Source organism: Kordia sp. (genome assembly GCF_045105435.1).
Classification (GTDB): Bacteria; Bacteroidota; Bacteroidia; order Flavobacteriales; family Flavobacteriaceae; genus Kordia.
The window spans coordinates 1-22,757 of the sequence record NZ_JBGCDL010000376.1 but is presented as its reverse complement, the minus strand read 5'-3'; the positions used below and the strand labels follow the sequence as shown (position 1 = coordinate 22,757).

General features: G+C 32.8%; 22 protein-coding genes. 18 read left to right on the top strand and 4 right to left on the bottom strand.

What is annotated here, in order from left to right; all coding sequences use genetic code 11:
* Positions 1 to 1,111, top strand: a 1,111-nt coding sequence (locus AB8B65_RS19180; protein ID WP_405302898.1) for an SGNH/GDSL hydrolase family protein, incomplete at its 5' end; no start/stop codon positions are given.
* 369 nt (positions 1,112 to 1,480) lie between these two features.
* Here AB8B65_RS19180 and AB8B65_RS19175 read toward each other — a convergent pair.
* Together AB8B65_RS19175 and AB8B65_RS19170 are read right to left on the bottom strand one after the other, a co-directional pair.
* Positions 1,481 to 2,899 carry a B12-binding domain-containing radical SAM protein gene (locus tag AB8B65_RS19175; protein ID WP_405302897.1) on the bottom strand — a complete coding sequence of 473 codons (1,419 nt, stop codon included), beginning with the start codon at positions 2,897 to 2,899 and terminating at the stop codon, positions 1,481 to 1,483.
* Between the two features lie 37 nt (positions 2,900 to 2,936).
* The gene (locus AB8B65_RS19170; protein WP_405302896.1) at positions 2,937 to 3,677 is read right to left on the bottom strand and encodes a glycosyltransferase family 2 protein; all 741 of its coding nucleotides are present in this window, start codon (positions 3,675 to 3,677) and stop codon (positions 2,937 to 2,939) included.
* Between the two features lie 173 nt (positions 3,678 to 3,850).
* Here AB8B65_RS19170 and AB8B65_RS19165 point away from each other — a divergent pair, with 173 nt between their 5' ends.
* Positions 3,851 to 5,200 (top strand): ArnT family glycosyltransferase, encoded by a 1,350-nt coding sequence (locus AB8B65_RS19165; protein WP_405302895.1) that lies wholly within the window; start codon positions 3,851 to 3,853, stop codon positions 5,198 to 5,200.
* A 52-nt stretch (positions 5,201 to 5,252) separates the two neighbouring features.
* On the opposite strand, the gene AB8B65_RS19160 is transcribed toward AB8B65_RS19165, so the two are convergent.
* Entirely contained in the window at positions 5,253 to 5,786 is a 534-nt protein-coding gene (locus tag AB8B65_RS19160) for a GNAT family N-acetyltransferase (RefSeq protein ID WP_405302894.1), read from the bottom strand.
* 237 nt (positions 5,787 to 6,023) lie between these two features.
* Here AB8B65_RS19160 and AB8B65_RS19155 point away from each other — a divergent pair, with 237 nt between their 5' ends.
* The 7 genes from AB8B65_RS19155 (at position 6,024) to AB8B65_RS19125 (ending at position 14,120) form a co-directional block, all read left to right on the top strand.
* Positions 6,024 to 6,962, top strand: coding sequence for a polysaccharide deacetylase family protein (locus AB8B65_RS19155; protein ID WP_405302893.1), 939 nt, complete (start codon positions 6,024 to 6,026; stop codon positions 6,960 to 6,962).
* Between the two features lie 3 nt (positions 6,963 to 6,965).
* Positions 6,966 to 7,895, top strand: a complete 930-nt coding sequence (locus AB8B65_RS19150; protein WP_405302892.1) for a GNAT family N-acetyltransferase — start codon at positions 6,966 to 6,968, stop codon at positions 7,893 to 7,895.
* Positions 7,896 to 8,747, top strand: coding sequence for an FkbM family methyltransferase (locus tag AB8B65_RS19145; protein ID WP_405302891.1), 852 nt, complete (start codon positions 7,896 to 7,898; stop codon positions 8,745 to 8,747).
* 164 nt (positions 8,748 to 8,911) lie between these two features.
* Entirely contained in the window at positions 8,912 to 9,241 is a 330-nt protein-coding gene (locus tag AB8B65_RS19140) for a GIY-YIG nuclease family protein (RefSeq protein ID WP_405302890.1), read from the top strand.
* Between the two features lie 123 nt (positions 9,242 to 9,364).
* Positions 9,365 to 10,414 (top strand): glycosyltransferase, encoded by a 1,050-nt coding sequence (locus AB8B65_RS19135; RefSeq protein ID WP_405302889.1) that lies wholly within the window; start codon positions 9,365 to 9,367, stop codon positions 10,412 to 10,414.
* The gene (locus tag AB8B65_RS19130) at positions 10,407 to 11,546 is read left to right on the top strand and encodes a lipopolysaccharide biosynthesis protein (protein ID WP_405302888.1); all 1,140 of its coding nucleotides are present in this window, start codon (positions 10,407 to 10,409) and stop codon (positions 11,544 to 11,546) included. Before AB8B65_RS19135 ends, AB8B65_RS19130 begins: the two co-directional genes overlap by 8 nt.
* A gap of 345 nt (positions 11,547 to 11,891) precedes the next feature.
* Complete coding sequence (locus AB8B65_RS19125; protein ID WP_405302887.1) at positions 11,892 to 14,120, top strand: SulP family inorganic anion transporter; 2,229 nt, start codon at positions 11,892 to 11,894, stop codon at positions 14,118 to 14,120.
* Positions 14,121 to 14,192: 72 nt separating this feature from the next.
* Here AB8B65_RS19125 and AB8B65_RS19120 read toward each other — a convergent pair whose 3' ends face one another.
* Positions 14,193 to 15,029, bottom strand: coding sequence for a 2OG-Fe(II) oxygenase (locus tag AB8B65_RS19120; RefSeq protein ID WP_405302886.1), 837 nt, complete (start codon positions 15,027 to 15,029; stop codon positions 14,193 to 14,195).
* A 111-nt stretch (positions 15,030 to 15,140) separates the two neighbouring features.
* Between AB8B65_RS19120 and AB8B65_RS19115 the strand changes: the two genes are divergently transcribed.
* From AB8B65_RS19115 to AB8B65_RS19075, 9 genes are all read left to right on the top strand, one after another.
* Complete coding sequence (locus tag AB8B65_RS19115; protein WP_405302885.1) at positions 15,141 to 16,193, top strand: hypothetical protein; 1,053 nt, start codon at positions 15,141 to 15,143, stop codon at positions 16,191 to 16,193.
* A gap of 75 nt (positions 16,194 to 16,268) precedes the next feature.
* The gene (locus AB8B65_RS19110; protein WP_405302884.1) at positions 16,269 to 17,168 is read left to right on the top strand and encodes an ExbD/TolR family protein; all 900 of its coding nucleotides are present in this window, start codon (positions 16,269 to 16,271) and stop codon (positions 17,166 to 17,168) included.
* 327 nt (positions 17,169 to 17,495) lie between these two features.
* Complete coding sequence (locus AB8B65_RS19105) at positions 17,496 to 17,711, top strand: hypothetical protein (protein WP_405302883.1); 216 nt, start codon at positions 17,496 to 17,498, stop codon at positions 17,709 to 17,711.
* Between the two features lie 8 nt (positions 17,712 to 17,719).
* Complete coding sequence (locus AB8B65_RS19100; RefSeq protein ID WP_405302882.1) at positions 17,720 to 18,304, top strand: hypothetical protein; 585 nt, start codon at positions 17,720 to 17,722, stop codon at positions 18,302 to 18,304.
* Positions 18,301 to 18,729 carry a metallophosphoesterase family protein gene (locus AB8B65_RS19095; protein ID WP_405302881.1) on the top strand — a complete coding sequence of 143 codons (429 nt, stop codon included), beginning with the start codon at positions 18,301 to 18,303 and terminating at the stop codon, positions 18,727 to 18,729. Before AB8B65_RS19100 ends, AB8B65_RS19095 begins: the two co-directional genes overlap by 4 nt.
* A gap of 453 nt (positions 18,730 to 19,182) precedes the next feature.
* Positions 19,183 to 20,181, top strand: a complete 999-nt coding sequence (locus tag AB8B65_RS19090) for an ATP-binding protein (RefSeq protein ID WP_405302880.1) — start codon at positions 19,183 to 19,185, stop codon at positions 20,179 to 20,181.
* Positions 20,182 to 20,319: 138 nt separating this feature from the next.
* Positions 20,320 to 20,817 carry a hypothetical protein gene (locus tag AB8B65_RS19085; protein WP_405302879.1) on the top strand — a complete coding sequence of 166 codons (498 nt, stop codon included), beginning with the start codon at positions 20,320 to 20,322 and terminating at the stop codon, positions 20,815 to 20,817.
* A gap of 108 nt (positions 20,818 to 20,925) precedes the next feature.
* The gene (locus tag AB8B65_RS19080) at positions 20,926 to 21,957 is read left to right on the top strand and encodes an RNA ligase family protein (RefSeq protein WP_405302878.1); all 1,032 of its coding nucleotides are present in this window, start codon (positions 20,926 to 20,928) and stop codon (positions 21,955 to 21,957) included.
* Between the two features lie 28 nt (positions 21,958 to 21,985).
* Entirely contained in the window at positions 21,986 to 22,555 is a 570-nt protein-coding gene (locus AB8B65_RS19075; protein WP_405302877.1) for a hypothetical protein, read from the top strand.
* Positions 22,556 to 22,757 lie beyond the last annotated feature (202 nt).

The following is a 22,757-nucleotide window of genomic DNA, read 5'->3' as shown; positions in this document are numbered from 1 at the left end:
TATGAAGCTTTTCTCAAAACGATTTCTTAAAAAACTAGCCTTCTCAGGAATAGTCACACTTGTATTGTTGATTATTGCTGAAATTGTGCTTTCTGCATTGGAAATTTTCCCAACAGATTATTATACTAATACGCCAAATTCTAGTTTTGTTTGGGAAATTAACACGGATGAAATTACAGGTATTCATCAAGATTCACAGGTTTCTTTTGATGAATTGGGCGCGCGTTCTATTTCAAATCATGAAGATGCAACACATAAAATGATTGTTTTTGGTGGAAGTACCGCAGCATGTTTTGCGTTGACACAAGAAAAATCTTGGCCTGCGTTGGTCGAAAAAAAATTAGGGAATCAATTTTGGGTTGGAAATTTTGGAAGACCAGGAAACAATAGTAGTCATCACGTATTGCAATTTAAGCACATTCTTGAAAAACCGGCACTGAAAGACACAAAAACAGTATTGGTAATGCAAGGTGTAAACGATTTGGTGGCGTATTTAATTTCTTCGGATCGTTATTTAAACATGCCTGAATTGAGACAAAAAAAGTTTGCATTTCAACACATTCCAGATGATTATTTACCATGGCACAAGCAATTGACATTACATAAATTAGCTTCAAGAGCAAAGAAAAATATTTCCTTTTATTTCAATCATAAAGATCATTTAACCAAAACGGTTTTAGACATTAGAGCGTTGAGAAAAGAATCTAAAATTATAGAAGAATTACCCGATTTAACGCCTGGTTTGACACGTTATGAAGAGAATGTAAAAGCAATGATTCAACTCGCAAAAGAAAAAAATGTACGCTTGGTTTTTGTGACACAAGCAACGATGTGGAAACCAAATTTAGAACCAGAATACGAAGAATTGATGCTTACTAGCGGTTTTGAAAACAACGAAGCTTTTTACAGCACAACAGCATTATATGGTGGAATGGAATTGTTTAATCAACGCTTAAAAACTATTTGTGCTCAAAATAATATTCCGTGTATCGATTTACAATTACCAAAAACAACCGAATCTTTTTACGACGATTTCCACTTTAACGAATCGGGTGCAGAATTAACTTCGGAACAGATTACGAAAGAATTGAAAGTTATTTTGAAAGAATAGTCTTCAGATATTAGTATTGAGAATTGAGGTGTTTCAAACGTCAGTTCGAGTAATTTTCATTAGAAAATTGTATCGAGAACAGCTTTGATTTTTGATTCTTATTGATGAAACTTATTGATTTTAGAGTACTTCTCCATAGTTCTGTTAAGTTCAGTCGAAATACAAATTTGCAAAGCAAATTCACTCAAAGAGACGTTTTATCTATGAAACGTCTTTGTGAAAGTTTTAAAAAAACTTGTGGCAATCTGTTTCTTAAGTAACTGATTACTTCGTCATTCTTTCTCGTAATGACGTATCAAAGGAATGCTAAATTATAAGTATTGAATTTTATTTAAATATAAAAGCATTTAAAAGACACGCGAAGCGATCCTATGCTAACTGCTGTTTTTTAAAGAATTTATCTACAATTTTCTTCTCTACCGGAACATTAAAATACTTGTGCTTACAACGCCATCTTGCTAGTAATTGTAATGGTTTGTATATCCACTTTTGATTTGAATATGCAAATTTGAGATAGAACTTGAATTTTTCAAAGAAATCATACTTTTCCTTACTTACCCAAGGTCCTGACGAACCTACAAAGTCAAAATCAGACCATTCATGCACGGTTTCGGGAAGTTTGTAACCTTCTTTCACTACGTTTTCAGTAATGGTAGTTCCTGGATACGGTTTAAAATAGAATATTGGCGTGTGAAAATTTGGATGCATACTGTTCAAATCCAATGCAACTTTCACCGTTTCTTCAATACTTTTATCAGTTTCTTCTGGGAAACCAACAATGAACGGAAATTGTACAGCAATGCCTAAATCTTTACAACGTTCGGCACACATATATACTTGTTCAACTTTGATATCTTTTTTCAGCCAATTCATCATTTCTTGCGAACCAGATTCTACTCCGATTAACAAACGTCTTAATCCTGATTTGGCACAAATTTTAAAATCTTCCACAGACATTCGCGAACCTTGATCGGCACGCATCGTAGCTGCCCACGTAAAGTTCAAGCCTTTTTCAATCATACGTTCCGAAATCTCAATGACACGATCTCTATATGTAAAATAGGTTTCATCTTGAAGATTCAAGTCAGTAAACTGATATTTTTCATGAAGTGCTGCCAATTTATTCACCATAATTTCTGGCGAAATAGCAGTCCATTTTCTATTATATACAAAAGGATCGGCACAAAAAGTACATCTAAAATAACAACCAGTTGAAGAAATATAATCGAGTTGTCTTCTTCCTTTCTTTTCAAAGTATTTTTCAACGTCAATCAATTCATAATTGATATCTGCAAAAGTATCCATCGCAACAATCACTCGCGGCGGATTTTTTATAATTTCGCCTTCCTCATTTCTGTAACAAATTCCTTTTACGTCAGTAATATCTCCAGTAGTTGCATACGCTTCTACCAATTCCTTGAACGTATCTTCTCCTTGTCCTTGTGCCGTTACATCAATACATATTTCGTCTTTCAAGGTTTGTTTTGGGAATAAAGAAGTGTGCCATCCACCCCAAATTACAGGAAGATCTTGGCGCATCTTTTTTACTGCTTGCGTTACAGTCAAAGCATCTTTTATAGGTCTTCCTGTCAACACAGTGGTACCAAAACACAAAGCATCATCTATATGTTTATTAATGGTTTCTAATGGTTTTTTATCAATTCGACCATCAACAATAATAACTTCGTATTTCTCTGGATCTAATACAGATCCTATCGCCAACAAGGCAAGTGGCATATCAAAAAAGACAGCTATAGGATTGTACAATAAGATTTTATGCTTTTTCAAAACGGGCAATTTTTTTATAAATATAATGACTATTTCGCTATTTGAATATTTGAAATGACTTTATTTTCTTTTTATGCAAGAAATATTGAACAGATACTTTCAATACGCCTAAACCATAAGTTACACTTCGTTGAAAATTGATGGATGAGCTTTCGCTAGAATAGGTTGTTGGACAGGTAATTTCGGCAATTTCAAAACCTTTATTAAAAATTTGACACAACATTTGATTGTCGAAAATAAAATCGTCTGAATTATGCTCTAAAGCAAGTGAATTCAGCACTTCTTTTGAAAATGCTCTGAATCCTGTATGGTATTCTGATAATTTCTGATTGATGAGAATATTTTGAAACAAGGTTAAAAAACGATTCGCAATATACTTATACATTGGCATGCCGCCGCGCAATGCGCCTTTTCCTAAAATTCGTGATCCCATCACAACAGGATACACATCATTTGCAATTAAATACGCCATAGAATGTACCAACTTTGGCGTATATTGATAATCTGGGTGCAACATCACAACAATATCGCCTCCTAACGATAAAGCCTTTTTATAACAGCTCTTTTGATTTGCTCCATAGCCTTTATTTTGATCGTGTTTCACCAAGTGTTTAATACCTAATTCTTTGGCAACTTGTAGCGTTTCATCTGTACTGTGATCGTCAACCAATACAACTTCGTCTACAATATCGAATGGAATTTCGTTGTAGGTTTTTTGCAAAGTTTCCGAAGCATTGTATGCAGGAAGAACGATAATAACTTTTTTGGAGTTGATCATGGTTTTAGCGTAATTGCGCAAAAAATAATTGTATTTTTTTACGATCGCCAATTTAACAACTATATTTAGATACGCAAAACAAAACTATATTGAAACCTTCTAAATTAACAACTTTTTTCTACCAGCACTTGACGCTTTTTTGCATTCCATTGCTTTTTATGATCGTTTTGAGGATGGTAGGTTTCGATGGTTTGTACGGACAAGATTCGTATGAATATTTGCGTTACACAAATGCCATTCAAGAATATATAACTGATGGCGTGCATCCTGGGAATTATTTTTGGCCCGTTTTATACCCAACTTTAGGAAGTTTACTTAGTTTTATTTTTGGAAGCGCACTTGCATTACAATTGATTAGTTGTATTAGTTTTTCAATTGCTTGTGTATATATTTTAAAAACGATTCGACTTTTATATCCAAAATCAAAACATCATTTTTTTTACGTATTGATTTTTGCAGTTTTCTGTCCGTTTTTACTAAAAATGGGACTCATTGTAATGTCAGATGCATTAACGTTGGTTTTTGTCGTGTTGGCTTTCTATTTTTTCTTTACATCGTATCACAAAAAAACAAGCCTTGCTCCTATTTTTATCTTTGCAACTTGTGCATTAATGACGCGTTATGCTTCACTTTTCATCACTTTTCCAATCATTTTATATGCATTGTATTTAGTTTGGGAACGAAAAAAAATCATGCAATTATTCATTGCAACTATAGTAAGCTTGGTTGCAGCAATTCCGTTTCTCATTTTTCAATGGGGCGCATTATTTGAAGCTTCCTCAAATTACTTTTTACAAGTTTGGTCATTTGGAAATTATTTCAAATCAAGTTTTACAACACAAGATGGTACCACAAGTTATTTAGTTCCGAATTTGATCTATACACTGTATGTATTTTTTCATCCTGGATTTATCTTTATTGGAAGTGTTTTAAGTTTGCTAACGCTTAAAAATTACAAATCACTTTTAGTATTTCATCAAAAAATATTATTGATTTGTAGCGGATTGTACATCCTATTTTTAGCAGGAATTCCATTTCAAAATCCAAGAATTATTGGCTTGGCATTTCCGTTAATTTTAATCTTATTATTTCCTGCATTTACAAAACTGTTAGAACTAAAATTCATCAAACGATTTTTAATTCCAATTGCTGTGATTTCTATTGGATTGCAACTTACATTTTTCGCAATCACATTTAAACTTATCTTTACGCGAACGATTATTGAAAAACAATTGGCGACTATGATTCAGCCGTATGAAGGTGCGACTTTGTATAGTTTTGATGTAGATTTGGCAATGAAAGGTCGCGGATTGGATTTTGAATTTAAAAATATGTATTTAGAACGGTATAAAAGCTTTCAAAAGAACGATTTAATTTTATTTGATCCTGCGCGCTACGAAGTGCAATGGAAAGGTAAAACACCAATGCAAAACTGGGAATTTATTGAACAGAATTATCAATTGAAAGTCGTAGAAACGCATTTGGAAGGATGGAAATTATATCAGATTCAAGCTGAAAAATGATTTTCACACTACGTATTTATTATTTACTTGTGCACCTAATGATATTTTTTAATCAACGTTTATTTTTCGCTATCAACTCTTTGTCACACCAATACCAAACAACATCTTCTCCATCCGGTTCGTAAGGTGCAAATTTGTCAAATTCCATTCCTACTTTTTCCATCACTCGTATAGATGCTTTATTTTCTTTCATCGCAATTGCTATGATCCGTTTTAATTTGAGTGTATTAAATCCGTATATCAAAATTGCCTGAGATGCTTCTGTTGCAAAACCCATTCCCCAATATTTAGGTAAAAATCGATACCCAAGGTCAATTTCATCAAATTCAGGCAAATATGCCAAACCAGCCCAGCCAATAAACTGCATTTTATCTTTTAGAAAAGTTGCCCATCTTCCATATCCATATTTCTTGTAATCACCAGTTCTTACCTGTATAGCTTGCACCATTTCTTCTACAGATTTCACCAGCGGTTCTCCGGTATACTTTTGTACGTCTGGATTAGAATTTAGCTGAAACATTTCCGCTCTATCATCGAGCGTAATTTCCCTTAACAATAGTCTTTCTGTTTCTATTATAGTTTTCATTGTATCAATCAAGATGTGTATAATAAGTCTAATTTACATCTAAATTTGATTATAAATTAAAATGTCGATTTTAAATATAGAACACAGTATGTAGTTGTTTCCTATATACTCCAAAAAAAAAGAAACAACTTCCAATCTTAAATGTATTTACAAAGGAAGTTTTATATTGCAATAAAATACTAGAAAAATATGCTTTGGATGCGTATCAAATATCGGCTAGGATTGCTCTACAAAACCATGTTATTCAAACTTGGTTTGGGCAAACTGCTGCTGAAAGATCGCTATGGCGAACGAATCTTAATTTATCACGGAATCGATGCTGTTGGCGAAACTAAATACAATAGCCGATTTATCTCGAAAGCCTTTTTTGAAGAATTCATCAAGTATATTACCACACATTATAATGTGATTTCTTTGGATGATTTCTATCAGAAAAAATTCAAAAAAGACACACTTAATATTGCACTTACGTTTGATGATGGATATTTGAATAATTACAAATACGCTGTTCCGATTTTAGAAAAATATAAGGTTCCTGCGTGTTTTTATATTACAACTGTGCATGAAAAAGCACCGTATTTGTGGGCAGATTTTCTCGATTTAGTTTCCTATCACACCGACAAAAAAGAAGTTGTTTTAGAACGAAATCTGTATCATAAAAACGATAAAAAAGAATTTATTTGGAATGGAGTTTCCATGAAAAATGTTGCCAAAGCATTGCCGTACGATGTCCTAAAAATGATCTATGATGTTTTTAAAGACGATTGGAAAGCTATGCCTACAGAAGATTTAGAAGACTATTGGAAACTCATGAATGCAGAACAAATTAAAGAAATTGCAGACAACCCGTTGTTTACCATTGGCGCACATGGCGAAACACATGCGAGCTTAGTAGACATTCCGCTCGAAGCGGCAAAAGAAGAAATTTTAAATAGTAAAAAACAACTAGAAACCATTTGTAAACAACCAATTACTGAATTTGCTTTTCCATTCGGATATTACAATCAAGAATTAGCTGATTACTGCACAGAAGTCGGTTATGACAGATTGTTATTGGTAGATTACAATACTAAAAAAGATATACAAAACGAAGCTTGGAAAAACCGATTTGTCATGAATCCGTACATTTCCATGGAACAACAACTAGCCTGTTTATTAAAAGGTTCTTACTTTTAGAAAATGATCGCATATAAAGAAATATACCAACTCAAACGCGTAGATAACTCCGATTTTCCTGCGATTAAAGAACTTTTTTGGAAAGTCTTTAAAAAGAAAGTCTCGCTCAAGTACTTGCAAAACAAATACAATACGTCTTATGTTGGCGTCAATTATATTTGTAGCATTGCATATTGCGACGACATTCCTGTGGCTTTTTATGGTGCCGTTCCGCAAAAATTCCAGCTTAATGATCGTGAAATTTATGTTGCGCATGCCTGCGATTCGTATACGTTACCGAATCATCAGCGAAAAGGATTGCACAATGCATTAGCAAAATTTGCATACGAAATTATGAAAGCGCACGACATGAAATATGTGTATGCATTTCATAGTGCAAATACCTATCGCAGCACGAAAAAATTAGGTTGGAAAGAACACGAAAATTTACAGCGTTTTCATATAAAAATTAACACGCTTCCTATTGGAAAAGTGCTCAACAAATTCCGTTGGACAAATATATATGACGCTTTCTTCAAGCAGAAAGTTTCGCAAGAAGCTATAAAAAACCTGACTTCAGAACATTCAGAAAAGTACCGATTGAAGTTTGACAACGCATTTATCGATTATAAAAATAGTTTCAAAAGTCATTACTGTGTAGAAATAGACGGTTGTATATTTTGGTTGAAAATTCAAGCTATAATTCACGTTGGAAAATTCTATGCGCCATCTGCGGAAGCGTTACAAAAAGCCCTAAAAAAGCTAAAACGAAAAGCCTTTTTCTTGGGAATTACGGAATTGTTATTTCAAGTCGATCAAGATGCTACCATGGCAAAACAGTTACAAACAATTACACAACCCAAAGAATCTTGGTTGGTCGGTTATTTAGATTTTGACCCAGAAATCGATTTAAAAGACTTTATATTTACTTATTCAGATTTAGACACATTTTAGATGCAAATTCAGCTTAAAAATCATACATTTCAGGTAGATCCTGGACAAAATAAACACTATTGGAGCTACATAAATTCCATTGATTGGGAACCGCATACGTTTGCAATTTTTGATCATTTTGTCAATGAAAATTCTGTGGTATTAGATGTTGGTTCGTGGAGTGGTGTGTTAACATTATACGCAGCAAAAACTGCCAAAGAAGTGCATGCGCTCGATCCAGATCCTGTGTGTTTTAGCGAGTTGAACAAGAATGTGGAATTGAATCCGGCAGTAGCTGATAAGATAAAAACGTACAAAACGGCAATTTCAGACACGCAAGAAACCGTTCGTTTGTCTGCACGTGAAACCTATGGCGCTTCGTCAAGTAGTATTTTAGAACGCAAACGCGACACAGAAAATTCGTTGGAATTAAAGACCATTTCTTTAGCCGATTTTTTAGAAGACGAAAACATTCAAAAAGTAGATTTCATTAAAATGGACGTAGAAGGTGCCGAATTTAGAATTTTACCAACCATTAGAAAAGCGTTAGAAAAAGTGAACTATCCGACTTTATATATTTCATTTCATTATAGTTTTTTGAATGAGAATCTGTATCACAAAAACATTCCATCTGTATTTTTAAATAAGCTTTGTATGCGATTGGAAAATACGTTTGGGTTTTCAATATTTAAAAAACGAATTCGAAAAGAAATAGCAAATTTATATAATGATTTAAAAGCGTATACATACATTTATAAAAGTGATGGCACGCAGATTTCTTTTGAAGATTTAGCGAACAAACCCGAATTGATTAAGGAAACAGATTTGGTGTTTACAAATGTGGAGTGGAAACAAGAAATTAAGAGTAACTAAATAAATTCCGAAACAAGTGCGGAATGATAGCAGAAATGAAACATTACTCCTGTGTAGGCAGGAATCCAAAACAATAATAGTAACGAACTAGATTCTGTAATATACAGAACAAAAATCGAAACTAAATGTCATTCCTGCGCAGGCAGGAATCTATTAGTAAAGTTATGCATAAAACAATTCACCAATATTATGTTTATATCCTTTCCAACAAAAAGAACGGAACATTATACATTGGTGTTTCTAATAATTTAGAAAGGAGAATGTTTGAGCATAAAAATAAATTGATCGATGGTTTTTCAAAAAAATACAACTTGACTAAACTTATGTATTTTGAAATTTTTCAACATATTGATGAAGCTATTAAAAGAGAAAAAAGATTGAAAAAGTGGAAACGACAATGGAAAATTAATTTAATAGAAGAAAATAATCCAAATTGGAATGATTTAGCTTCAGATTGGTCAATAGAAATAGATTCCGCAACAAGTGCGGAATGACAGCAGAAATCAAACATCATTCCTCTGTAGACAAGAATCCAAAATGATAAAAAATAACGGGATAAAAATAGCAATTGAAAACAAATGTCATTCCTGCGCAGGTAGGAATCTATTAGTAAAAATTTGAGCAAAACAAATCAACATATCGTATTCTTAACACCCGGTTTTGCGGAAACTGAGGATGATTCTATCACAATTCCTGCGTTGCAAGTATTTCTAAAAAGCATGCGAAAAGCATTGCCAAATGCAAAACTAACCATGATTACGTTTCAGTTTCCGTTTACAGAAAAAGTATACGATTGGCACGGCATTGAAGTGATTCCGCTAAACGGACAAAATAGACGTTTGAAAAAATTACGAACTTGGCGAAAGGCAACAAAAGCACTCAAAAAAATTCATAAAACACAAAAAATTGATACGATTCATAGCTTTTGGATTGGCGAATGCGCGTCTATCGGAGAAAAGTTTGCAAAAAAATATAGTGTCAATCATATTGTGACTGTGATGGGACAAGACGCGGCTATTAAAAATTCGTATGGAAATTGTTTAATAGGTTCTAAAGTGAAAATTGTGACACTTTCCGAGAATCATCAAAAAGCATTGCAAAACAATTATGCTTTAAATTCTACAATTATTCCTTGGCATTTAGATGTTTCTGAATTTCCTGCACTGCAAAAAAATACGATAGATATTTTAGCGGTTGGCTCTATAAATATGGTCAAGAATTATAAGGATTTTATCGATGTCATTTCCTGTTTATCGAAAAAGCACAAAAACCTCAACGTCGCAATTCTTGGTGATGGCGAAATAAGACCGCAAATCGAAAGAAAAATTAAAGATTTGCAATTAGAAAACACTATTACGTTACTTGGTCATTTACCACGAGCGCTTGTGTTGGAAAAAATGGCGGAATCAAAAATCTTACTTCATACAAGCATGTACGAATCGTTTGGCTTTGTGTTTTTGGAAGCTTTGTATTCGGGAATGCAGCTAGTTTCATATAATGTTGGATTGGCAAAAACAGCCAAATATTGGCATGTGTGCGAACGTACATCCGATTTAGTTGAAGCATGTTCAAAATTACTTTCTGAAGAAAATTTACAAAAAGAACGTGTCGTATTAAGTACGGAAACCGAAACTATCAACGCTTATTTATCTTTGTATCATGCGTAGATTGTTAACCATAGGAATCAACACCATTCAAGGATTTGCCAATCCTGCGTTCAACTTTTTGATCGTGGTTTTTGGCGTAAAAATATTCGGAAAAACGGAATGGGCAAGTTTGATTAATGTGATGATTTGGGTATTTTTTATCTCGTTCATTTTTGGCTGGGGAAATCGCGATCATTTGTTACGCGCATACAGCAAAAACCCGAGTAAAATGTATGATGCTTTTTTCAGTAATTTACTCTCAAGAAGCTTGTTAGTCCCGTTTTCTGCAATTTTTCTCTTCTTTTTTCCAGCACCTATTGCATTGTGGGCAATTGTATTAATTTGTCTGCAATTTTTATACAATTCGCTGAGTACTTTGGTGATTTACCATCAAAAATTTGGCACACAATTGATTGCCGAAATTATTGGATTTGGAATTATTTTCGGAAGCATATTTTATTTTAAAACGTTTCATTTAGAACGTTTTTTACAAATTTATGTCATTGCAACATTCATAAAATTAATCGCACTGAGCGTACAACTAAAGTTTTGGAAAGAATCATTTTCTGCCAAAGTATCACTCCATGAATTTAAAGTTGGATTGCCTTTTTTTATTCTCGGATTAAGTGGTTGGTTGGCTTCTAAAATAGATATTTATACTGTAGATTTTCACTTAGAAAAATCGCAATTAGCAGAATACCAACTTTTAATTACCGCATTTTTAATGTTGCAAGCATTGGCAGCCTATATTACGATTCCGTTCACAAAACACATCTATCGCTTACCAGCTAAAGTAGTTCAAAAAATAAAATACAAGCTTTACGCAGTTTCAATACCACTTACTATTTTAGGTGGATTTACCATTTGGTTTATCATGGAATATTTAGTGAAATTAGGCTTTAGCTACGAATATTATATAGTTGGTGGATTTATTGCTTTGCCGTGTTATTTTTATAGCTTAAATATCATGGAATTGATGAAAAACCACCAAGAACGCGCCATTATTTACATTAGTTTTTTCACATTTTTTGTAAATATTAGCTTGATTTTATTGTTGATTGAAACCTACGAAATTTTTGGTGTATTGCTCAGTGTTGCTATCTCACAATGGGTTGTGTTGCTTGTGTATAAATTGCATTGGAAGTTTAGCTAGAAGCTTTAAATATTTTAGCTTGTTTATCGGTTCGAGTTTGGATCTCGCGTTATTGCTTGAGAAGAAAACTACCGAAATTTTTATACGTACAACTTAAACTGGCAATGAAAATATTAAAAATTCATAGGATGATTTTGAGTTTGAATAAGATTATTGTAGTTTTAAAATCGACTAAGTTTATAGTAGTAAATAGATTTAGTTACAATACAAATTATCGATTTAAATTCAAATTTCTGGAATGTAAAACTAGGTCATATATCACATGATTTAGGAATTGTGAAATGATTTATTGACATATTTTATATTCAAAATCTAAATATTTTATAAATACAGATCGTTAAATAAATGGAAGCTATACCAAAAAAAGGGGTTCAAGGTTTAATTGAAAATTGGAAAAGTGATTTAATTGCAGCGGTGAGTGTTTCACTCATTGCTTTGCCGCTTTCATTAGGTATTGCTTTGGCAGCTGAAGCACCTGCGATGTCAGGTATCCTTTCAGCAATTATTGGTGGTGTTGTAACAACTCTTTATCGAGGTGGTCATATATCAGTCAATGGTCCTGCCAAAGGAGTTATTGCAGTGATACTTTTGGGTATTACATTGATGAATGATGGTTCCGGGCAAGCATTTAATTATGTATTAGCGGCAGTGGTTGTCTCTGGTGCATTTCAGGTCGTATTAGGATTATTGAAATTGGGGCGATTGGCAAATATATTTCATTCTTCCGTGATTCATGGTATATTGGCTGCCATCGGAATTATTATTTTTGCAAAACAAATCCATAAAGCTTTAGGTACGCATTCAGATAGTCCGAGCATTATACAAAACCTTACTGATGCAGTCCTATTATTACCGGAGGCAAACCCATTTGTGGTAATTATTGCATTAGTAGGCTTACTTTTATTATTATTCCATTCCAAAATCAGTTATAAGTTTTTTCATATTTTACCTGCGCCTATTTGGGTCATTGCACTTTCCATTCCGTTCGTTTATTTTTTCAACTTCTTTGAACAACATACGCTTTCATTTTTTGGAAAAATGTACGAAGTAGGACCTAAACTACTATTGGATATTCCTGATAATATTATGGATTCAATAATGTTTCCAAATTTTGGTAAAATTAATACCATAGAATTCTGGATGATCGTAGTATCTACTTTAATTATAACAAGTATTGAATCATTAGCCATTGCAAAAGCTGTTGACAAAATTGACCCTTATAAACGAAAGACAGATTTGAATAAGGATTTGACAGGTATTGGGTTGAGCACAATGGTTGCTGGTATGATTGGAGGTTTACCTATTATTGCTGTGATTATTCGAAGTACAGTCAATATTCATAATGGTGCAAAGACAAAGTGGTCCAATATGTATCAAGGGCTTTTATTGTTGCTTTTCATTGTGGTTTTAAGCCCAATAATGGTACAAGTACCGCTATGTGCTTTTGCAATTTTACTCGTGTATGCTGGATTCAAATTAGCTTCGCCTTCTGTTTTTAAACAAATTTATAATCAGGGAATCGAGCAATTAATATTTTTTATTGGCACCATGATTTTAACACTTTATACAAATTTATTAATTGGATTAATGGGCGGATTGTTATTGGCAATGATTAGTCATATGCTATTGGCGAAAGTGTCCATCCCTCAATTTTTTAAAATGGTATATCATTCAGGTTCAAATTTGATTATGAAACCAGACGGCAGTTACGAAATCAAGGTCAAAGGAATTGCAAACTTTCTAGGTATTTTAAAAATTGATAAAATGGTGTCCCAAATTCCTTCTGGAGCAGATGTTAATATTGATTTATCAGAAACAAGATTGGTAGGCATAACCTATATGGATTACATCGTAGATTATCTAAAGATGCAAAAAACTACGGGCGGTAAAGTCATCATCAAAGGATTGGATTCCCATGTTTCATCCTCAACCTACAATAGAGCTTTAAAAATTGCCTTAAACAATCAAGTAGTCAAATTATCATCAAGGCAAACGCGATTACAAAATTTAGCCAATGAAAAAGATTATCAATACGCGAGTCAAGTAGATTGGAATACTAAATATCTAAAGAAATTTCACTTCTTTGAAATTAGACCTATCGAACGCAAATCAAATTGTCTTAAAGGAACATTTAAAGATTTAGATATTCCTTGGGAAATTGCGGATGTAACCTTTAGTGAAGGCGCAGCTTTTACTGCGGAGACTTTCAACACGACACTGATGGTCTTAAAATTGCCAAAAAAAATACCCGTTTTTACAATGGAGAAAGAAGGTGTGTTTGACAAAATAATTGACCGCGTAAGAGCATATACAGGCTATAAAGATATTGATTTTGAAATGTATCCAGATTTCTCAAAGAGATTTCTCATTTCAGGAAATAATGAAGCTGAAATTAGATCATTCTTCACAGATGAAATCATTCGCTTTTTTGAAAGTCATCAAATTTATCACTTAGAAAGTAATGGTGAAGCATTGGTCATTTTTGATAAAATCAAATTAGCTAGAACAGATGAAACCGTTGCATTCATAGATTATGGTAAAGAATTAGCCACACTACTAAATGTAATAGATTAGGATACAGGAATAGAATCCTAAATAATAGTAACAAGTTATTTTTTCTCAATAGCTAAGCTAAGTATGTCTAAATTACTTCTTCTTCCTGCGAAACAAATTCAGCACTTTACTAATAAAATCATCATTAATTCCGAATGTACCTTTAATCCATGTATAAACTGCGATCATTTTTTTATCTAACCAAATAAAAATAGCTTTAAAACCATCATTTGGGCGAGCGCGGTAATTTGTTGCTCTTCGTTTAAACGAACCCGTTTTTTCTTCCGTGAAGTAATACAAGGCAATCGATTTTCGAGTAACGTCTTCTGGACACGTAATTGGATCTGGAAAACCGTGATACGAATCCTGATCTGTGTTAAAAATGACGATTCTATTAAAAATAGGATCAATTTTTGCGGCGCATTTCGACATGTCTTTTTCCCAAAGTTCCAATGCACCACCATACGAAGTTTCCCAGTTTTTGTTTAAATATACTAAGACATTTACACGACGTCGCCACGTTTTTTTGTGTGGATGCACCGTAAAATCGGCATGAATATTTAAAAAACCACCTTTTTCACTTTGATGAATTCCGCCGCCTTCAATCGTAGTATCTGGCAATAAATTTGGAATTCCTGTAAGTTGTTCTAAGTAGGTAATAAATTCGGAGGAATTCAATTCTTTGATAATTCCATCACGAATAAACTCAGGAATTAACTCTAATTTATTTAATCCATGTTTTTTTTCATTCACATGAATATAATGAATCCAACCTGCGTCTTTAATTTTCGGAAATACCTCTAATCCCTTTTCCGCCGCAGCGGTTTCCAAGAAATCATCGACCACAATATGTGGATACGGCGAAGCGTTTTGATAATTTTCAGTATCAGTCGTTACGCGTGCATTCCATTTTGAATAATCAAAAATCATAAGTGAGTTTTCCTATTTTCGTGCTAAATGTACTGAAAATATTGAAGTATCAAATAGCATTTTTGCTTGCTTTTTATATTTTTTTTGTTCCTTTGTTTGAAATACTTTTTTATGAAATATGTACGGCTTGTTGGAATCAATTTACTTGTGTTAAGCGGATTGTTATTGATCTTGGCAATTATCATGTATTTTATGGAAGTAAATCGCATCCAAACATTTTTTGCATTTACAAGTAAAAAGCAATCAGAATACTTCATTCCCGATGCTACAACGATGTTTTTACACAAACCTAATATTCATATCTATGACAATTGGGGAACGCCGCAACAAAAAATATCTACCGAAAGACGTACGAATAATTTAGGTTTTAGAGATGATGATGATGCTACAGAAAAGAAACCTAACGAAATGCGTGTGTTGGTTACGGGCGATTCTCATACGGATGGAGTTTTACGCTACAACACGCAATCTTTTGTTAATATTTGGGAAGAAAAATTGAATAAAGCAGATTCCACAACCTATTACAATTGTATGAATGGTGGCGTTGGTTATTATACATTTCGCAATTATCATGGGTTTTTAAAAAAGTTTGCTTACTTAGAACCTGACGTTTTTTTAATTAATGTATTTACAGGAAATGATTTCCGAGAAACTGTAAAGTTCGAAGACGATCGCACAAGTGTTTCTAACATTTATAAAAGTTGGAAAATGCGCTTCCGCAGAAAGTTTCAATCAGCCGAACAACAAGCATTTCCGTACATTCAAGGCATAGAACAAATGTTATATTTTGAGTCGTTTCCTAGTGAAAAAGAACGTGCTATGAAAATCGCAGAAAAATACTTGCTACAGATTATAGAACTATGTAAAGAGCAAAATATTAGGCTTATTGTGACTTTATTGCCTTCTCGATTGGAAGTGAAACCAGAGTTTCAAAAGCACATACAAACACTATTTGATTTGGACACAGAAACGATGAATACCAATACAGAGTTGACCGAAACTTTGATCGATTTTCTTAAAAAACAACAAATTGAATATCACAATTTAACGCCTACGCTACAAAACCGAACTGAAAAATTATATTGGGATGAAGATTTACACATCAACCCAAAAGCACATGCATATATTGGCAATTTTTTATACGACACTATTGTTTTTGATTGACAATTTCTTCTCATTCACACAAATTCACAAAGGTTTCTTATATTTAATCACTTAAACATTAGTACCGCATATTTTATGAAATTATATTTTACCATTTTTACGCTATTGCTTGTCAATTTTACATTCGCGCAAAGCAATATAGAAGTACCAACTTTTGAAACCGTTCAAGTTGACTCGAATCCGTACGATTATATTACTATTGTTGTTGATACAAACGGAGCGATTGCTCTTGAAGGCGAAAAAATAGAATTGAACGCACTGAGAGGAAAAGTTTTTGAATTGTTGTACGATGGAATTAAAAATAATTCTGGATTAAATCCTTTGTTTTTTACAGAATTGGTTGCGGACAAAGACATGCCTTACACAAAATTAGCTCCTGTGTTGAATGAGCTTCGTAGCATGGCTGCCTATCTTGTTAATTTTTCTTGTAAATCAGAGACGCATCAAAGAATTCCGAGAAGAAAAACAACTGGTTTCAGCTATAAACTTCAACGTGACAAAAATGCAAAATCTGTATTGGAAGCTGTTTTTGACAAGGTTGAAGCAGAGAAAAAGAAAACCGAACCAACTAATACAGATGAAATATCAATGCTTCCGCCGCCACCGCCACCGCCGTCATTACAAGAATATTCGCGCGAGTTTTTAGAAAAAAATTCTAAAACAATGGTATCGAAAATTATTGTGATCAATCACGAATCGTTTACGATTGACAACCAAGAAATGTCGGAATCGCAGCTTGTAGAAAAGTTTCTGCTGTGGAATTCAAAAAAGAAAGTCGCTTATATTTTAGAACCTAGTAAAAATGCTACCTACAAAGATGTAATAACACCAATTGCACAATTATTGACTGTGCTAAAAACCCTTCGCAACGAAGAAAGCATCCGTTTGTATGATAAAAAATATGATAAATTGCGCTACAATAACAGGAATAAAGTAAGAGACAAATTTCCGTTTATCATTGTTTTTGACGAATAACGGTTGTTGAAGCACAACTTTTATGCTACTTTTATATAAAATATTTATAAAATTAAGCAATTAGTTTTTGAAAATAATGTTTTTGATTTATTAGAGAATAATGAAAAAGTCTTAGCGCTTGTAAGGATTATTAATTCAGCACAAAAGGGTCATTTCTTTTTTATAGAGAGTAATGATGATTTAAAGAATCTAATTAACAATAGTCATGCTGGTTATTCCTTAACGATATACAAATCTATCAATGTAGTAAAATCTGGAGTTGTCACAGAAAAATTTATACAAACAATACTTTCTAAAACAGCAACTTACAATTTTGATCCAGAATTATTGATTGTCACTGATTCTTATAAAAATTATCAACAAAAAGAAGGTTCTGATTGGGAATTTGCAGAAAATTTGATTGAACTTCAAGAAGTTTTGACTGATAACTTAGGAAAGAATGTTACTATTACCTTAGAACCTGAATGTTTTAATGAAGACAATGAGTTTCACTTATATGTTCCTAATGAAAATGGAATAAGCAAACCTGGACATTCATATTAAATAACATAATGAGCAAAACACACATCATATCAATACTTATATTTTTAGCATTTTTGAGTTGTAAAAATCTTAAAGACACTCATCAACATGAAAAGAAAAAAAACATAATTTCAGAATGGTCTGAAACTAAAAAAGATAGTTTGATTGTAGCATTAGCTAATATGAAAACTGACACACTTGATTGTACTGCCGATGCATATTGGCAAATTATAGGACAAGGAAATTCAATAATTCCTAACTTGCTAACGCATTTAACCGATACGACAACAACCAATATTTATTACGTTTGTAAAGAAGGAAATTTAAACATTGGAGAACTCTCTTATTTTGCTTTGAATACAATTTCAGATTTCCCTGCTTCTATGGTAACACAAATACAGTTTGATTTAGTTTACAGAAAAAATGAAGCGCCATGTTGGAATTTTTATAGGTATTTCTTCAATAACGAAAATAAAGCTCATTATCAGGAGAAAGCAATATCATTTTATGAAAAATCTAAATTTAAGTTTGTAAAATATTCGAATTCAGAAATTACAAATTGCATGAAAAAGTATAATATAAAAGGTAAATACATAATCAAATCTTCAGAATGAGCAAAACATATATAATTGGTGATATTCACGGTTGTTACGATGAATTTATCGAACTCATGAATCAAATTGGCGTCACTGATGATGATTTGGTTGTTTCGTTGGGAGATATTGTCGATCGCGGAAATAAATCGCTCGAACTCTATCATTATTTTAAGAACAGAACGAACGCAATTGTGTTGATGGGAAATCATGAACGTAAACACCTCAACGGAATTTTGAACTATTCGCAAGAGATTGTAAAAGTGCAATTTGGTGACGAATATGAAGCTTTTCGCGAATGGTTAAAAACACTTCCTTATTATTATGAAACACCTGAAGCCATAATTGTTCATGCCTTTTTTGAGCATGATACATCGTTATACGAACAAAAAGAAGAAGTATTGGCTGGTACCACTTCGGGAAGTCGCTATTTGGAAGAAAAATAGGAAGAAGGCACGTATTGGTCTAATTATTATACAGGTGAAAAACCGATTTGCAACAAAAAAACTTTAGTAACCCATTGTGCATTTTGAATTCAAAAGTATAACGAAGCCTCATTTCGAGTGATTTTGAGGTACGAAAAATCGTATCGAGAACTGTTTAGTAAAAAATATTCTATTCGCGATACAAATTTGACTCATTTTCAATCGTAAAATTCACTCGAATTGACGAAATTTTATCAAAATACACAACAGGTTTTAGTAATGTCTATGTAGATTGGCAGCTTACGGATTAAATGAGCTTTTCACCTATTTTTTGAAGAAATTTCAATCACGTTTAAAACATGAAATTGTATATGTTTTAAGTTTGTTCTATATTTACTAAGAAAGATTTCCTAAAAATAGCATTACTAATGCAAAAATAAACCCGATTATTAAAACTACTTGTAACCATTTTATATGTACTTTTCCGATTATATTATAGCTGCGCTCATTCTTTTAGGAGCTTTTATTATGTTGATGAGTGCTAGTTATACCCAAAAAATATTTAATATACTTCCCAATAGCGAACTGAGAGGAAATTGGAAAAAACTCCGCATATTAATGTTTGTTTTTTTAGTGGGATATTTGGCAGTAGCAACGGTGGTTATTTTAGGAAAAACCGAATTACTAGCATTTCTTTCTGGTGTTATTTTCTTAATGGGATCGTTGTTTGTATTTCTCGTAGTTAGAACAGGATTGGATAGTTTTGAACGACTAAAAGAACTGAATAAAAACTTAGACAATACCGAGTTAAAGAATAAAGAATTAGAACAATTTGCATACATTACTTCGCACGATTTAAAAACTCCCATACGTGGTATTTCGAGTTTGGCTTCTTTTATTAAGGAAGATTTGGAAGCGGGCGAAACGGACGATGTTTATGATCATTTAGACAAAATGCAAGGACGTGTGAAGCGACTTGAAAGTTTGATTGATGGTATTTTGCATTATTCAAAAATTGGGAAAATAAATCCGGAAGCTGTCGATATGAATAAGATGATTCGTGGCGAAGCAAGAAATTATCAAGATCCGACAAAGGTAAAATTCATTACTAAAGGAACGTTACCAACGGTTAACGGAGATAAAATACAATTATCGCAAGTCGTTGCCAATCTGATTAGCAATTCGGTAAAATACAATGACAAAGAAGTCTGCGAAATTACGATTTCGAGCGAAGAAAAATCAAGATTTCACGAAATTACATTTGCAGATACTGGTCCTGGTATTGAACCAAAATATCACCAAAAAATCTTTGAAGTATTTCAGACATTAAGTGAACAAGACATGTATGAAAGTACCGGTTTGGGACTTTCTATCGTAAAGAAAATATTAGAAAAACACCAAGGAGATATTCGTGTAGTTTCTGATGGAAAATTGGGAACGGCGTTTGTTATTAGTTATCCAAAAACACTTTAATCACTACGCTGTAGATTTCTCTTTTAGAATCTCACATTAAATATTGATACTCTTTGCCTTCTTTTTAAAAAGAACAAATACGCAAACACAATTCTACAAAGTAATTGAAATAATTAAGACAATAAGAAAGATAAAAACATGGATAAAACTCCACAAAAACTAACTATTGATGTAAGTCAATCATCTGAAAAATTTCAACACTTTGCAGATGAAATTATATGTTTTTTAATTGAGATACTTCAAGAAATACACACATTAGAAAAAGAAATATTTGAACGCAGTAGCGCTTTAAAAAATCCTGATGAACCACATCAAGTACAGCCAGGAGAAAAAGAATTATGGACAGAATTTACACAACGCAGAAAAGTCATCACAGCTCCAGCAAGCTTAAAACCAACTGATGGCGGAAGCAATTCATTCGGCAAGCCTACAAAGTACGAATACCTAAGTTATTCTAAAACAAAAGTGCTGTTCATTATGAAATCTGCCAAGCGTGCCGTTGTTGAAATACAATATGAATATGGAATTGAAAGCAAAGATCAGTTTGTATTAAAAAGGGATGAGAATGGTTGGAAAGTTGCCACAAAAAAGTATGGTTTTCAAGGAGAAGATAAATGGTATAAAAGTCAATTATAATCAAAAAAATAGTTTCCAAAAGCTTCTTAATTAAACTCGAAAAGATTTCTATATAAATGGTAAGTACAACTTTCTGCTTTTCCTTACTTTTAAAAAAATTCTAAAGACATGAACGAATTTTCAGGATATGAAAAAATGCCAAGTAGTTTAAAAAAGCTTGGTTTAAATGAAAGCGATTTTTCTAAATTAGAGAAATTGTCGTGGGTTGTGACCGAAAAAGTGCATGGCGCTAATTTTAGTTTTGTGTATGAAAATGGACTGTTGAAGTTTGCCAAACGAAAAGCCTATTTAGCTTGGGAAGATGATTTCTTCGGATTTCAAATCGTAGTAAATCAACTAGAAAACAATATTATCCGATTGTTTGAAGCGCTAAGCACACAAATTTCGGGAAGTAAATTTATCATGTATGGCGAATTGTTTGGTGGAAAATATCCGCATTCAGACGTAACGGTTGATGCAACTGTACATGCCATACAAACGGGCGTGTATTATTCGCCTACGATTAATTTTTGTGCATTTGACATTGCCATAGAAACGGAAGGCAGTTCGTCGAAAACCTATTTGGATTATGAAACCGCAGTTTCCTATTTTGACAAACACGGCATTTTTTACGCAAAACCGCTATTCATTGGAAAGTTCAGCGAAGCTGTCAACTTTGATACCCGAATCAACTCTACACTTCCAAAACAATTGAAACTCCCTGAATTGACTAAAAACTTAATTGAAGGTGTTGTTGTAAAACCATATAACAAACTCGAAAACGGAACCATTTCTTCCAGACCCATTGTAAAATTAAAAAACAGTGAATTTGAGGAAGAAAAGAAGTTTCACCAAGCAGAAAAATGGACGTACATTCCGAAATTGACTTCAAAATCGGAAGATTTATCGTTTATTTTGGATGAACTTCGAAATTATATTACCACCAACCGATTGGAAAGTGCCATTTCTAAAATCGGCGCACTCGATGTTACCAACACACAACGTATGACTGACATTGAAACGGAATTCTTTAAAGATACTTTGGTTGATTTTAATGAAAATAACGACAATCTTTTGGAAGAATTGGCAAGTGATGAGCAAGAATGGATTTATGAACGTGTGCGGGCGGAGATTTTGAAGTTGATGGTTGAAAACGAATAATAAACACCTAAAGTTTAAAGCTAATCTTATGAAAAAACGAATATCAAAAACATATTTTATTTGGATTTTCCTATTTGCAATCAGTTGTACTACTGAAAAGAAACAACAAAATAAAGATATCGGTTTTACTATTGAAGTCGATTCTAGCATAATTAAGGACTTTCTTAAAGATCCTAGAAATAATCTACTGTTAAATGAATTAGCATTCGAAGCAAAATGTAATCCTGATACAATTAAAAAATCAGTATTAAGAGGCAAATTCGAAAGAGAATACTATAATTGTTCTTATATGGACAAAGGTGAAAAAGTTGCGGCAATGAAATCTTCCGTTATCAAAACAGATTCAACTTGGTCTCTTGGAACAAATGGCTTCGAAATATATCATTTTGAAACCAATAAACCTTCATTTCCGCTTAAACATGATTTAAAAATTGGGTCATCTATTCAAGATTTTCAAAAAATATTCGGAAGCTCTAAAAAGCTTAAAAACACGTATTCATACAATTTCAAATTTGACTTATTTTCGAGTAAATTGGTTATTGAATCTCAAGAAAATGTTGTCACTAAAATTATTGTAACTAATAAAAAACACCAATGACACAAGAAGAATTACACAAACGAATTGATCAATCAGAAAAAGACCTCCAAAACGGTCAATTTAAAACTAGCGCTGAACTTTTAGCGAAGTATGAGTGATGGTTTTAATGATAGACGATGTTTTTGATATACTACAAAATCTATCGAAGTTGAAGCGAACGAAATAAAATTATTTGTGATTACGGGAAACCACATTGTGTATG

Excerpts from the sequence above, each read along its gene's own strand:
- AB8B65_RS19155 (WP_405302893.1), top strand. The coding sequence starts at position 6,024 with ATGTTATTCAAACTTGGTTTGGGCAAACTGCTGCTGAAAGATCGCTAT.
- AB8B65_RS19110 (WP_405302884.1), top strand. The coding sequence starts at position 16,269 with ATGAAATTATATTTTACCATTTTTACGCTATTGCTTGTCAATTTTACA.
- AB8B65_RS19085 (WP_405302879.1), top strand. The coding sequence starts at position 20,320 with ATGGATAAAACTCCACAAAAACTAACTATTGATGTAAGTCAATCATCT.
- AB8B65_RS19120 (WP_405302886.1), bottom strand. The coding sequence starts at position 15,029 with ATGATTTTTGATTATTCAAAATGGAATGCACGCGTAACGACTGATACT.
- AB8B65_RS19080 (WP_405302878.1), top strand. The coding sequence starts at position 20,926 with ATGAACGAATTTTCAGGATATGAAAAAATGCCAAGTAGTTTAAAAAAG.
- AB8B65_RS19115 (WP_405302885.1), top strand. The coding sequence starts at position 15,141 with ATGAAATATGTACGGCTTGTTGGAATCAATTTACTTGTGTTAAGCGGA.
- AB8B65_RS19130 (WP_405302888.1), top strand. The coding sequence starts at position 10,407 with ATGCGTAGATTGTTAACCATAGGAATCAACACCATTCAAGGATTTGCC.
- AB8B65_RS19125 (WP_405302887.1), top strand. The coding sequence starts at position 11,892 with ATGGAAGCTATACCAAAAAAAGGGGTTCAAGGTTTAATTGAAAATTGG.
- AB8B65_RS19145 (WP_405302891.1), top strand. The coding sequence starts at position 7,896 with ATGCAAATTCAGCTTAAAAATCATACATTTCAGGTAGATCCTGGACAA.
- AB8B65_RS19140 (WP_405302890.1), top strand. The coding sequence starts at position 8,912 with ATGCATAAAACAATTCACCAATATTATGTTTATATCCTTTCCAACAAA.
- AB8B65_RS19165 (WP_405302895.1), top strand. The coding sequence starts at position 3,851 with ATGGTAGGTTTCGATGGTTTGTACGGACAAGATTCGTATGAATATTTG.
- AB8B65_RS19170 (WP_405302896.1), bottom strand. The coding sequence starts at position 3,677 with ATGATCAACTCCAAAAAAGTTATTATCGTTCTTCCTGCATACAATGCT.
- AB8B65_RS19095 (WP_405302881.1), top strand. The coding sequence starts at position 18,301 with ATGAGCAAAACATATATAATTGGTGATATTCACGGTTGTTACGATGAA.
- AB8B65_RS19100 (WP_405302882.1), top strand. The coding sequence starts at position 17,720 with ATGAGCAAAACACACATCATATCAATACTTATATTTTTAGCATTTTTG.
- AB8B65_RS19160 (WP_405302894.1), bottom strand. The coding sequence starts at position 5,786 with ATGAAAACTATAATAGAAACAGAAAGACTATTGTTAAGGGAAATTACG.
- AB8B65_RS19075 (WP_405302877.1), top strand. The coding sequence starts at position 21,986 with ATGAAAAAACGAATATCAAAAACATATTTTATTTGGATTTTCCTATTT.
- AB8B65_RS19150 (WP_405302892.1), top strand. The coding sequence starts at position 6,966 with ATGATCGCATATAAAGAAATATACCAACTCAAACGCGTAGATAACTCC.
- AB8B65_RS19090 (WP_405302880.1), top strand. The coding sequence starts at position 19,183 with ATGTACTTTTCCGATTATATTATAGCTGCGCTCATTCTTTTAGGAGCT.